13 protein-coding genes are annotated in these 11,383 nt (G+C 71.9%); 6 read left to right on the forward strand and 7 right to left on the reverse strand.

Going from position 1 to position 11,383, the window contains the following annotated elements; genetic code table 11:
* Nucleotides 1-67 precede the first annotated feature (67 nt).
* Both OG435_RS29515 and OG435_RS29520 read left to right on the forward strand, forming a co-directional pair.
* On the forward strand, nucleotides 68-934 hold the full coding sequence (locus OG435_RS29515; protein ID WP_266880965.1) for a PHP domain-containing protein: 867 nt from the start codon (nucleotides 68-70) through the stop codon (nucleotides 932-934).
* Between the two features lie 67 nt (nucleotides 935-1,001).
* A complete protein-coding gene (locus tag OG435_RS29520; RefSeq protein WP_266880966.1) occupies nucleotides 1,002-1,607 on the forward strand; it encodes a MarC family protein in 606 nt (201 codons plus the stop codon).
* A gap of 74 nt (nucleotides 1,608-1,681) precedes the next feature.
* On the opposite strand, the gene OG435_RS29525 is transcribed toward OG435_RS29520, so the two are convergent.
* The 3 genes from OG435_RS29525 to OG435_RS29535 form a co-directional block, all read right to left on the reverse strand.
* A complete protein-coding gene (locus OG435_RS29525; protein WP_243335969.1) occupies nucleotides 1,682-1,834 on the reverse strand; it encodes a hypothetical protein in 153 nt (50 codons plus the stop codon).
* A 100-nt stretch (nucleotides 1,835-1,934) separates the two neighbouring features.
* A complete protein-coding gene (locus tag OG435_RS29530) occupies nucleotides 1,935-2,804 on the reverse strand; it encodes an alpha/beta fold hydrolase (protein ID WP_266880967.1) in 870 nt (289 codons plus the stop codon).
* Nucleotides 2,805-2,910: 106 nt separating this feature from the next.
* On the reverse strand, nucleotides 2,911-4,980 hold the full coding sequence (locus OG435_RS29535) for a DEAD/DEAH box helicase (protein WP_266880968.1): 2,070 nt from the start codon (nucleotides 4,978-4,980) through the stop codon (nucleotides 2,911-2,913).
* A gap of 465 nt (nucleotides 4,981-5,445) precedes the next feature.
* On the opposite strand from OG435_RS29535, the gene OG435_RS29540 reads away from it, so the two are divergent.
* Entirely contained in the window at nucleotides 5,446-6,204 is a 759-nt protein-coding gene (locus OG435_RS29540; protein WP_266880969.1) for a ferritin-like fold-containing protein, read from the forward strand.
* A 110-nt stretch (nucleotides 6,205-6,314) separates the two neighbouring features.
* Here OG435_RS29540 and OG435_RS29545 read toward each other — a convergent pair whose 3' ends face one another.
* The 4 genes from OG435_RS29545 to OG435_RS29560 all read right to left on the reverse strand — a co-directional run bounded on the left by OG435_RS29545 (nucleotide 6,315) and on the right by OG435_RS29560 (nucleotide 8,191).
* A complete protein-coding gene (locus tag OG435_RS29545; RefSeq protein ID WP_266880970.1) occupies nucleotides 6,315-6,617 on the reverse strand; it encodes a hypothetical protein in 303 nt (100 codons plus the stop codon).
* A 172-nt stretch (nucleotides 6,618-6,789) separates the two neighbouring features.
* Nucleotides 6,790-7,017 (reverse strand): DUF3107 domain-containing protein, encoded by a 228-nt coding sequence (locus OG435_RS29550; RefSeq protein WP_250741766.1) that lies wholly within the window; start codon nucleotides 7,015-7,017, stop codon nucleotides 6,790-6,792.
* A 173-nt stretch (nucleotides 7,018-7,190) separates the two neighbouring features.
* Entirely contained in the window at nucleotides 7,191-7,829 is a 639-nt protein-coding gene (locus tag OG435_RS29555; protein ID WP_266880971.1) for a TetR/AcrR family transcriptional regulator, read from the reverse strand.
* Nucleotides 7,830-7,975: 146 nt separating this feature from the next.
* Entirely contained in the window at nucleotides 7,976-8,191 is a 216-nt protein-coding gene (locus OG435_RS29560; RefSeq protein WP_266880972.1) for a hypothetical protein, read from the reverse strand.
* A 127-nt stretch (nucleotides 8,192-8,318) separates the two neighbouring features.
* Between OG435_RS29560 and OG435_RS29565 the strand changes: the two genes are divergently transcribed.
* From OG435_RS29565 to OG435_RS50190, 3 genes are read left to right on the forward strand one after another with little or no spacing between them, the layout of a single operon-like run.
* Entirely contained in the window at nucleotides 8,319-9,392 is a 1,074-nt protein-coding gene (locus tag OG435_RS29565; RefSeq protein WP_266880973.1) for an alpha/beta fold hydrolase, read from the forward strand.
* Nucleotides 9,393-9,396: 4 nt separating this feature from the next.
* Nucleotides 9,397-11,193 carry a DUF3152 domain-containing protein gene (locus tag OG435_RS29570; protein ID WP_430625709.1) on the forward strand — a complete coding sequence of 599 codons (1,797 nt, stop codon included), beginning with the start codon at nucleotides 9,397-9,399 and terminating at the stop codon, nucleotides 11,191-11,193.
* Between the two features lie 46 nt (nucleotides 11,194-11,239).
* Nucleotides 11,240-11,335, forward strand: coding sequence for an Ms4533A family Cys-rich leader peptide (locus OG435_RS50190; RefSeq protein WP_323187924.1), 96 nt, complete (start codon nucleotides 11,240-11,242; stop codon nucleotides 11,333-11,335).
* Nucleotides 11,336-11,383 lie beyond the last annotated feature (48 nt).

Consider the following 11,383-nt stretch of genomic DNA (forward strand, 5'->3'; position numbering starts at 1 on the left):
CAAGAGGGGAAAAGCGGACGCTATCCTGGAGTGTCCCCCGTCCGCGTGTGAACCCTGGAGTTCGGCTGTGCGCATCGATCTGCACGCCCACTCCACGGCCTCGGACGGTACGGACACCCCCGCCGAGCTGGTGCGCAATGCCGCCGGTGCGGGGCTCGACGTGGTGGCGCTGACCGACCACGACACCGTGGCCGGATACCGCGAGGCCATCAATGCGCTGCCCGAGGGGCTGACCCTGGTGACCGGCGCGGAGCTGAGCTGCCGTCTCGACGGCATCGGCATGCACATGCTGGCGTACCTCTTCGATCCGGAGGAGCCCGAGCTCTCCCGTGAGCGGGAGCTCGTACGCGACGACCGCACCCCGCGCGCGCAGGCCATGGTCGGCAAGCTGCGGGACCTCGGCGTGGACATCACCTGGGAGCAGGTGGACCGGATCGCCGGTGCGGGCTCCGTGGGCCGTCCGCACGTCGCCGCGGCCCTCGTCGAGCTGGGTGTCGTACCCACCGTGTCGGACGCGTTCACCCCGCACTGGCTCGCCGACGGCGGCCGCGCGTACGCCGAGAAGCACGAGCTCGACCCCTTCGACGCGATCCGCCTGGTCAAGGCGGCCGGCGGGGTCACCGTCTTCGCCCACCCCGCCGCCGTCAAGCGCGGCACCTGCGTGCCCGAGAGCGCGATAGCCGCCCTCGCCTCGGCCGGCCTCGACGGCATCGAGGTCGACCACATGGACCACGACGACGCCACCCGCGCGCGCCTGCGCGGCCTGGCCGCCGATCTCGGTCTGCTGACCACCGGGTCCAGCGATTACCACGGCAGCCGCAAGACCTGCCGCCTCGGGGAGTACACAACCGACCCCGAGATCTACGGCGAGATCACCCGCCGTGCCACCGGGGCGTTCCCGGTCCCCGGCGCCGGTGGACGCCCGCGCGGCTGACCACTGCCGCCGCCCCTCCCGCTCCACTTCCTCTTTTTGATACACCCCTCTCCTGCAAGGCATCACTGTGCTCGATTTCGCCGTCTTCGGATCCCTCTTTCTCACGCTTTTTGTGATTATGGACCCCCCGGGGATCACGCCCATCTTCCTCGCGCTGACCTCCGGCCGCCCCGCCAAGGTGCAGCGCCGCATGGCCTGGCAGGCCGTCTGCGTCGCCTTCGGCGTCATCGCCGTCTTCGGCATCTGCGGCCAGCAGATCCTCGACTACCTGCACGTCTCCGTGCCGGCCCTGATGATCGCGGGCGGGCTGCTGCTCCTGCTCATCGCGCTCGACCTGCTCACCGGCAAGACCGACGAGCCGAAGCAGACCAAGGACGTGAACGTCGCGCTCGTCCCGCTCGGGATGCCGCTGCTCGCCGGACCCGGCGCGATCGTCTCGGTGATCCTGGCGGTGCAGAAGGCCGACGGGGTCACCGGTCAGTTCTCGGTCTGGGCCGCGATCGTCGCGATGCACGTCGTGCTGTGGGTGGTGATGCGCTACTCGCTCGTCATCATCCGCGTGATCAAGGACGGCGGCGTGGTCCTCGTGACGCGCCTGGCGGGCATGATGCTGTCCGCGATCGCCGTCCAGCAGATCATCAACGGCGTGCTCCAGGTGATCGAGAGCGCGTAGCGCCGACCCCCGCGCATGCGAACGCCCCCGCACCGGGATCGGTGCGGGGGCGTTCGGCGAATAGGTGGACGCGGTCAGTTGGACACGGTCTCAGCCGGTCGGATCAGGATGCGCTGGCCTACGGCCGCGGCCTGCTGCACGATCCGGTTGACGGAGGCCGCGTCCACGACGGTGCTGTCCACGGCAGATCCGTCGACGTCGTCCAGGCGCAGAATCTCGAAGCGCATGGGGCTTCTCCCTTCGTCAGTGTTTTTCCTTGTACAGGGTTAACGAAGTGTAAGCCGCAAACATTCCCTACGCTAAGGAAATTTTTTCCTTGTCTAACTACTAACGGGTATCGGAGGCCCAGAACGCCGCCAGCGCGGCCGCCACGGCCGCCGGATCCTCCGCGTTCGGAGAGTGTTCCGTCCCCGGGACCACCACCCGCGCCGCGCCCAGCCGACGCGCCATCGCGTCCATCTCCGACACCGGCCACACCGGGTCCGACTCCCCGGACAGCACCAGCGTGGCCAGCCCCGGCGCCGCGGCGACGAGCTCGTCGATCCGGTCCGGCTCCTCGATCAGCGCCCGGCCGGTGACCATCAGCTGCTCGGGGACGGTCCCGAGCCAGCGCGCGCGCAGGAAGGCCGCCAGGGCGGGGTCCTCGGGCGGCGCGTCGCGCGGATCCATGGCGCGCATGGCCGCCCAGATGCCGGGCATGTCGTCGCCCATCGCCTCCAGCGCCGAGATCAGCAGCTTCGTACGGCCCTGCTGGTCCGCGCAGACCGCGCCCGGGCCGCTGCTCAGCAGCGTGAGGCTGGCGTACGGGGCCGGGTCGCGGACCACGGCCGCCCGGACGATCAGCCCGCCCAGCGAATGCCCGAGCAGGTGCACCGGACCGGCCGCGTCCAGGGCGGCGGTCTGCGCGAGGACGTCCCGCGCCAGTTCCGCCAGGGTGTACGGGGCCTGCGTGCGCGGGCCGCCGCTCTCGTGCTGCCCGCGGCCGTCGACGGCGACCACCCGGTATCCGGCGGCGGCCAGCGGCCCGAGGAGGCCGATGAAGTCCTCCTTGCTGCCGGTGTAGCCGGGCACCAGCAGCGCGGTGCCGCGGGCCGGCCCGGCGGGCACGGCCTCGTGCACGGCGAACTCACCACGGCCCGTGGCCAGGCGGTACGCACGGGCTGCGGGCGGGAGCGCGAGGGTCGGCGGCTTGCTCATGGCCCGAGGTTACCGGCCCGTACGCCCGTACGGCAGCACCGCGCGGACCCGGGTACGCCGATGGCCCCGGCCCCCTCGAAAGGGGACCGGGGCCATCGGAAGGGCGTTACGCCTCCGGGGTCTCCACCGCGGCGACGGCCTTGCGGGTCCGGGTGCGCTTCGGCTTGGCCGGAGCCTCCTCGGCGGCAGGAGCGGCGGCCTCGGCGGCCGGAGCCTCCGGGGCGACGGCGGCGACCTTGCGGGTCCGGGTGCGCTTCGGCTTGACCGGGGCCTCCTCGGCAGCCGGAGCGGCGGCCTCGGCGACGACCTCGGCGGCCGGAGCGGCAGCGGCGACCTTGCGGGTCCGCGTGCGCTTCGGCTTGACCGGAGCTTCCTCGACCGCGACCGCGACAGCGGCGACGACCGGAGCGACCGGAGCCTCGACCACGGCGGCCTGCGCGACGACCTCGACCACCGGGGCGGCGGCCGGAGCGGCCGCGGCCTTGCGGGGGGCGCGGACACGCGGGGCGGCGCTGGTGCGGGGCGCGCTGCTCCGGGGGGCGCTGGTACGGCGCTCCCGGACCGGCTCGGACGGCGGGGCGATCTGGAAGTCCGGCTCCGGCTCCCTGACGAAGGGGGCCAGGGGCTCCAGCTTCGCCGCCGGGGCGACGAAGGTGGCGGCCGGAGCGGCGGACCGGGTCCGGCGACGGCGCGGCTTGCGCGCCTCGTCGGCGGCCGCAGCCTCCGGAGCCTGGACCGCCGGAGCGGCGGCGACCGGGGTGACCTCGGCGACCGGGGTGACCTCGGCGGTCACCGGGGTCAGGAGCTCGGCGCCCTGGTCCGAGCCACCACGGGTACGGCGGCGCTGACGCGGCGTACGGGCGGGACGCTCCTCGGCGACGGCCGGGGCGGCGGCACCACGGCCGGCGTCACGACCGGAGTCGCGGCCACGCTCACGGCCACCGTCACGGCCGGCGTCGCGACCGCCACGGCCACCGCGGCCGCCGGTCTCGCCCAGGTCTTCCAGGTTCTCGGCCTTCAGACCGGCCCGCGTGCGCTCGGCGCGCGGCAGGACGCCCTTGGTGCCGGCCGGGATGTTCATCTGCTCGTACAGGTGCGGGGACGTGGAGTACGTCTCCACCGGGTCGTGGAAGTCCAGCTCCAGCGCCTTGTTGATCAGCTGCCAGCGCGGGATGTCGTCCCAGTCGACCAGGGTGACGGCGATGCCCTTCTTGCCCGCGCGGCCGGTACGGCCCACACGGTGCAGGAAGGTCTTCTCGTCCTCAGGCGTCTGGTAGTTGATGACGTGGGTGACACCCTCGACATCGATACCGCGCGCGGCGACGTCGGTGCAGACCAGCACGTCGACCTTGCCGTTGCGGAAGGCGCGCAGCGCCTGCTCGCGGGCGCCCTGGCCCAGGTCGCCGTGGACGGCGCCCGAGGCGAAGCCGCGCTTCTCGAGCTGCTCGGCGATGTCGGCCGCCGTGCGCTTGGTGCGGCAGAAGATCATGGCGAGCCCGCGGCCCTCGGCCTGCAGGATGCGGGAGACGAGCTCCGGCTTGTCCATGTTGTGCGCACGGAAGACGTGCTGCGTGGTGTTGGCGACGGTCGCGCCCTCACCGTCCTCCGAGACGGCGCGGATGTGCGTCGGCTGGGTCATGTACCGGCGGGCCAGTCCGATGACCGCGCCCGGCATGGTCGCCGAGAACAGCATCGTCTGACGCTTGGCCGGCAGGTAGCTCATGATCCGCTCGACGTCGGGCAGGAAGCCCAGGTCGAGCATTTCGTCGGCCTCGTCGAGGACGAGGGCCTTGACCTTGGAGAGGTCGAGCTTCTTCTGGCCGGCCAGGTCGAGCAGGCGGCCCGGGGTGCCGACGATGACGTCGACGCCCTTCTTGAGCGCCTCGACCTGCGGCTCGTACGCGCGGCCGCCGTATATGGCGAGGACGCGGACGTTGCGGACCTTGCCCGCGGTGAGGAGGTCGTTGGTGACCTGGGTGCAGAGCTCGCGGGTAGGAACCACCACGAGGGCCTGCGGGGCGTCGGTGAGCTGGTCCGGCGTGGAACGGCCGGCCTCGACGTCCGCGGGGACGACGACGCGCTCCAGCAGGGGGAGGCCGAAACCGAGCGTCTTGCCGGTACCGGTCTTGGCCTGGCCGATGACGTCCGTGCCGGACATGGCGACGGGGAGGGTCATCTCCTGGATCGGGAAGGGGGACACAATGCCGACGGCCTCAAGGGCTTCGGCCGTCTCGGGAAAGATCCCGAGGTCTCGGAACGTAGTCAGGGTGCTGCCTCTTCTGTGAGACGCGGCGCGAGGCGGCGAAGGGGGTCGTACCGTGCCGGGCTTGCAGTACTACTACGTACGTACGAAGCTGCGCGGGACCACTAGCCATCGCTCAGGCGCTTTATGCCGCTGAGGGGGCCCCTCGTGGGAGGCGGTACGTATGAACGTACGCATCACGCCGAGGGCGGTCGGGTGGAGCCGATCGGGCCACCGACCGGGCATCCTCATTCGGATGGCCCGCCGAGTGTTCGGCAGGCGCATTACCACTGTACCCCGGAATCGCGCAGCTGTGTCGGGTGAATTCACCAGGTAGGCGCGTTTACGTGGACTGAGCAGGTGGTTCACGGTGCCTTTCGGCGAGCTATTGTGCGGTGCATGTCGACCGTTGAAAACGCATCGCCCGCCGACGAAAGCGCCCCCGCCGAGGCAGCCGGTATCGCCGCCCAGGACTGGGCCACGGCCTCCGCCTCGCCGCAGTACCGGGCCGCCGTGGTGGATCTGCTCGGGGCGCTCGCGTACGGCGAACTCGCGGCCTTCGAACGCCTCGCCGAGGACGCCAAGCTCGCGCCCACCCTCGGGGACAAGGCCGAGCTCGCGAAGATGGCCTCCGCCGAGTTCCACCACTTCGAGCGCCTGCGCGACCGGCTCTCCGCGATCGACGAGGACGCCACCGCCGCGATGGAGCCCTTCGCGAAGGGCGTCGACGACTTCCACCGCCAGACCGCGCCGTCGGACTGGCTGGAAGGCCTGGTCAAGGCGTACGTCGGCGACTCCATCGCCAGCGACTTCTACCGCGAGGTGGCCACCCACCTCGACACCGACACCCGAGGCCTCGTCGTGAGCGTGCTCGACGACACCGGCCACGGCGGTTTCGCCGTCGAGAAGGTGCGCGCCGCCATCGAGGCCGACCCGCGCTGCGGCGGCCGGCTCGCGCTGTGGGCCCGCCGGCTGATGGGCGAGGCCCTGTCGCAGGCCCAGCGCGTGGTCGCCGAGCGCGACGCGCTCTCCACCATGCTGGTCGGCGGCGTCGACGGGATGGCGGCCGGCTTCGACCTGGCGGCCGTCGGCGAGATGTTCACCCGGATCACCAAGGCGCACACCAAGCGCATGGCGGCCCTGGGCCTGGCGGCGTAGCCCCGGCCCCCTGCCGGCCGTACCGGCAGACGCACCTCGGCCCCCGCGCGGAAGCTCCGCGCGGGGGCCGACGTCATGGGCCAGTGGGCGTCACGGTTCAGTGGGGCCGTCTAGCCCCTCGTCGGAACCGAAAACGGAGTCCGGACGGACGGCCTCGCAGTCCGGCCCGCGGGCCGCAGCAGCAGGGACAGGACCACCGCCGAGACCAGCGCGCCACCGAGGAACGTCGCGAACAGGTTGTTGTGCCCGGGGCCCAGCGCGGTGTGCGTCAGATAGGCCCCGAAGAGGGCGCCCGCCACTCCGCTCACCAGCACCACCCGCGAGGAGGGCAGCCGCGGGCCGAGCGCAAGGACGGCCGCCCCGGCCAGGGCGAGGCCCAGGAGAGCGGAGCCGAGCGACTCGATCAGCAGCATGGGGGTTCCTCTCAGACGACGGACGTACCGGGGCGAACGGGCAGCGTGTCTTACTCCGGTCCTACCCGAAGCGGAGGAAACGGAAACGGCCCGGCGGAGTGGTCCGCCGGGCCGTTCTCGGTACTTCCGGGTGCTGCCGGGTACTTCGGGATGCTTCTCGGAGCCGCTCGGCTCAGAGCGCGCCGAAGCCGACCTTGCGCACGCTGGGCTCGCCCAGGTCGACGTACGACAGGCGCTCGGACGGCACCAGGACCTTGCGGCCCTTGATGTCCGTGAGGCTCAGCAGCGGCGCCGAGCCGGACAGGGCGGCGGTGACGATGCTCTCCAGCTCCTCGGCACTCAGGTCGCTCTCGAGCACGATCTCCCGGGGTGCGTGCTGCACGCCGATCTTGACCTCCACGGCCTTGTCCCTCCGACGGTCCGGTTCGCGCGATCAGCCGCGCCGTTACCCGGTCCACATTAGCCCGGAGAGGGGACCTGTCCGCCGCGCGGCGAAAACGCTCGCAGCGAACAGCCGCCGGTCAGACCGGTGGGGGCCGCCGCGGCCGGCCCGGAATGCCGGGCCGGCGCAGCTCAGACGTCCGTCGGGTGCAGCGGGAAGCCGGCGATTCCGCGCCAGGCCAGCGAGGTCAGCAGCCCCACCGCGGTGTCCCGGGCGACCGGGCTCTCGCTGGAGAGCCAGTACCGGGCCACGACCTGGGAGACTCCGCCCAGGCCCACGGCCAGCAGCATCGACTCGTCCTTCGACAGGCCGGTGTCCTCGGCGATGACCTCCGAGATGGCCTCGGCGCACTGCAGCGAGACGCGGTCGACGCGCTCGCGCACCGCCGGCTCGTTGGTCAGGTCCGACTCGAAGACGAGCCGGAAGGCGCCGCCCTCGTCCTCGACGTACGCGAAGTAGGCGTCCATCGTCGCGGCGACGCGCATCTTGTTGTCGTTCGTCGACGCGAGCGCGGTGCGCACGGCGAGCAACAGGGCCTCGCAGTGCTGGTCCAGGAGCGCCAGGTAGAGGTCGAGCTTGCCGGGGAAGTGCTGGTAGAGCACCGGCTTGCTGACTCCGGCACGCTCCGCGATGTCGTCCATGGCCGCCGCGTGATAACCCTGCGCGACGAAGACCTCCTGGGCGGCGCCCAGGAGCTGGTTGCGCCGGGCCCGGCGCGGAAGTCGCGTGCCCCGCGGACGCGCTGCCTCGGTCTGCTCGATGGCTGTCACGCCGCCTCCCACTTTCTTTAGAACACAGTGCGCCTTGCGTCGCGCGGCCATCGTACTTTTCGGTAACCGAATCTGGAGGGTTCAAGCCGAGTTTTCTCGCGGTACGGACCGCCGGTTACCCCTTGGAGATGCTGGTCAGCGCTGGCTCAGCGGTAATCGTCCTCGTCCAGGGTCACCACCCGGGTCTGCTCGGCGGCGTCACCGTCGGAGGCTTCGCGCTGGCCCACGGGGGTGAGCGGATCGTCCTCGACCGGAGTCAACTCCGCGTGCTGCTCCGCCGCGTCCGCCTCGGGGGCTTCCACATCGAGGGTTTCCCCGAGCTCTGACTGGAAGGTGTCCGGTTCCGCAGGGTCGACAGTCATGGAGCACCCCTTTCCACTTTCCACTTACGAGCCTAGGAGGATCGCGCATACCCCGCTAGGCGGTTCCGCAAGCGTCTGTGACCGCGAACACAAGAGGAGTCGCGTGATCGTCTCGTAACATTGCCCCATGTCTTCGACCGAGCTGCCGGGTGTGCGGTCCGCCGACCCCTCGTCTTCCGGCCAGTCCTCCCAGGTGGGAGCCGTGCGACTGGCCGAGGGGGAGCAGCTGCGCACCGACCGGCTGCCCGGGCTGGAAATGAACGTACGGGTACGCCCCGCGCTCCGTGCCGGCCTGCCGGCAGCGCTGTTCGTCCACGGGCTCGGCGGGTCCTCGCAGAACTGGTCCGCGCTCATGGCGCGGCTGGCCGATTCCGTCGACGGCGAGGCCCTGGACCTGCCCGGCTTCGGCTGGTCCCCGCCGCCCGCCGACCGGGACTACTCCGTCACCGGACTCGCGCGCGCCGTCATCCGCCACCTCGACGCCGCCGGACGCGGACCGGTGCACCTGTTCGGGAACTCCCTCGGCGGGGCCGTCTCCACCCGGGTCGCGGCCGTCCGGCCCGACCTGGTGCGCACGTTGACGCTGGTCTCCCCGGCCCTGCCCGAACTGCGCGTGCAGAAGTCGGCGGTGCCGACCGCGCTGCTCGCCGTACCCGGCATGGCCGGGCTCCTCGACCGGCTCACCCGCGATCTGAGCGCCGAGCGGCGCACCCGGGGGCTGACGGACCTGTTGTACGGGGACCCCTCACGGGTGAAGCCCGAGGTGTTCGAGGCGGCCGTCGAGGAAATGGAACGCCGGCTCGCGCTGCCGTACTTCTGGGACGCGATGACGCGTTCCTCGCGCGGCATCGTCGACGCGTACACCCTCGGTGGGCAGCACGGACTGTGGCGCCAGGCGCAGCGGGTACTCGCGCCGACCCTGTTGGTCTACGGTGGCCGGGACCAGCTCGTCTCGTACCGTATGGCGCGCAAGGCCGCCGCGGCCTACCGGGGTTCGCGGCTGCTGTCCCTGCCGGAGGCCGGACACGTGGCGATGATGGAGTACCCCGACGTGGTCGCGGCCGCGTTCCGGGAGCTGCTGGACGCCTCCGCCGACGGGCGCGGCGCCGAGCCGGACCCGGGCGCGGCGGACGCGGCCGTGGCGGGGCGCACCGCGCACGCCGCGCACACCGAGAAAACCGACGAGGACGGCAAGGGCTGACGACGTGGGACGACATAGTCGCAAGGAGCCCGGCCGGGCTCCCGGCCCCGGCTCAGGCCATCCGCAGCCGGCCGAACAGGCCGGCGCCCGGGCCGCCGCCCCGGCCCCGGCCGGGTGGGCCGAACCGGCCGCCGCCCCCCGCGGGCAGGCGGCCCCGACGCGCCGCGAGCCGGTGTCCGGCGCGCGCGGCGGCCACCCCGAACAGCACGAGCCCGGCGGAGCCTGGGGCACGACCTCCGGTACCGGTGTGACCTACGGGGACTGGCGCGGCGCCCCGCGCACCCGCCCGCCGGCCACGGACCACGGCACGCCGGGTCACGGCACGCCGGTCTACGACACCTCGGGTCATGGCATGCCGGTCTATGACACTTCGGGTCATGGCATGCCGGTCTACGACACTTCGGGTCATGGCATGCCGGTCTATGACACTTCGAGTCATGGCATGCCGGTCCACGAAACTCCGGGTCACGGCACCCCGGTCTATGACACCTCGGGTCACGGCATCCCGGTCTTCGACACCTCGGGTCACGGCATCCCGGTCTACGAAACTCCGGGTCACGGCACCCCGGTCTACGACACTTCGGGCCGTGGCATCCCGGTCTACGACACGTCGGGCCGTGGCATCCCGGTCTACGGCACCCCGGGTCATGGCACCCCGGTCTACGACACCTCGAGTCACGGCACCCCCGCGGCCGGCTTCCCGCGGGGCGGCGCGGACTCGCCGATGACCGCGACGGGTTCGCACCGCAGGATCGTCCCGGTCCACGAGGACGTCTTCGCCACGACGGGCTCCTTCCGCGGGGTCCCGGTCGCCGCGGACGTCTTTCCCGAGGACGCCTTCGCCGGGGACGTCTTCCCCGAGGACCCCTTCACCACCAGCGGCGCGTACCGCCGGATCCCCGCGCCGCGCGCGCCGGTCGTCACCCCCGCCGAAGAGGCGCGGGAGGCTCAGGAGGCGCCGTCGGCGGCCGGGCGCGGCGGCAAGGGCCGTACGTACGCCGGGATGGCCGCCGCGGCGGTCACCGTCGCGCTCGCCGTCATCGTCGCGGGCCAGGCGGCCTCCGAGAGCGACAGTGGCAAGAACACCCTGCGCGCCGCCGACGACGGCAACAGCCACACCGCCCAGGGCAACGCCGCCTCCCGCTCCGACGACCGGCCCACCCCGGACGCCTCCGCGGCGCTCCAGGCCGCGCCGGAGCTCTCGTACGACCAGAAGATGGCGCAGCAGTTCCCGATCGACGAGAAGCTGCGCGGCCCCGGCGCCTTCGACACCGTGCCCGGTGTGGCGAAGGCGCCCGGCAAGGGGAAGGTGGTCCGCTACCGCGTCGACGTGGAGCAGGGGCTCGGCCTCGACGCGCAGCTGTTCGCCGAGGCCGTGCAGCGCACGCTGAACGACGACCGGAGCTGGGGCCACGGCGGTACGAAGACCTTCGAGCGGGTGCCGGGCGGCGAGGCCGATTTCGTGATCACCCTCGCGAGCCCCGGGACCACCGGGGTCTGGTGCAAGAAGTCCGGACTCGACACCACCATCGACAACGTCTCCTGCGACTCCGCGTCGACCGACCGCGTGATGATCAACGCGTACCGCTGGGCGCAGGGCTCGGCGACCTTCGGCGCGGACCAGATGTTCGCCTACCGCCAGATGCTGATCAACCACGAGGTCGGCCACCGGCTCGGCCACGGACACGTGAGCTGCCAGACGGCGGGCGCGCTCGCCCCGATCATGCAGCAGCAGACGAAGTCCCTGGACATCAACGGCATCCACTGCAAACCCAACCCCTGGGTGTATCCCGGGAATTGATCAAGCGCTTTGACAAATTGTTCGATGGTCGGTCATTGTTCTCCGCATGTCGCACTTCCACACCACCACCGCGAGCGCCGCCATTGAGCTGGCGCTGCTTGGTGTGACCGCGCACAGCGTGGCTGACATCCTCTGTCGCTGACGCCTCCCTGAGCGCGCGACTTCTTCTTTTCTCCGTTGTTCCGCCGCG

It is taken from the genome of Streptomyces sp. NBC_01264 (genome assembly GCF_026340675.1).
In the GTDB taxonomy this organism is placed as follows: Bacteria; Actinomycetota; Actinomycetes; order Streptomycetales; family Streptomycetaceae; genus Streptomyces.

What these genes read in the sequence shown, in the direction of transcription:
- OG435_RS29525 (WP_243335969.1), bottom strand. Translation starts at nt 1,834, where the DNA reads ATGCGCTTCGAGATTCTGCGCCTGGACGACGTCGACGGATCTGCCGTG.
- OG435_RS29530 (WP_266880967.1), bottom strand. Translation starts at nt 2,804, where the DNA reads ATGAGCAAGCCGCCGACCCTCGCGCTCCCGCCCGCAGCCCGTGCGTAC.
- OG435_RS29535 (WP_266880968.1), bottom strand. Translation starts at nt 4,980, where the DNA reads ATGACCCTCCCCGTCGCCATGTCCGGCACGGACGTCATCGGCCAGGCC.
- OG435_RS29540 (WP_266880969.1), top strand. Translation starts at nt 5,446, where the DNA reads ATGTCGACCGTTGAAAACGCATCGCCCGCCGACGAAAGCGCCCCCGCC.
- OG435_RS29545 (WP_266880970.1), bottom strand. Translation starts at nt 6,617, where the DNA reads ATGCTGCTGATCGAGTCGCTCGGCTCCGCTCTCCTGGGCCTCGCCCTG.
- OG435_RS29560 (WP_266880972.1), bottom strand. Translation starts at nt 8,191, where the DNA reads ATGACTGTCGACCCTGCGGAACCGGACACCTTCCAGTCAGAGCTCGGG.
- OG435_RS29565 (WP_266880973.1), top strand. Translation starts at nt 8,319, where the DNA reads ATGTCTTCGACCGAGCTGCCGGGTGTGCGGTCCGCCGACCCCTCGTCT.
- OG435_RS50190 (WP_323187924.1), top strand. Translation starts at nt 11,240, where the DNA reads ATGTCGCACTTCCACACCACCACCGCGAGCGCCGCCATTGAGCTGGCG.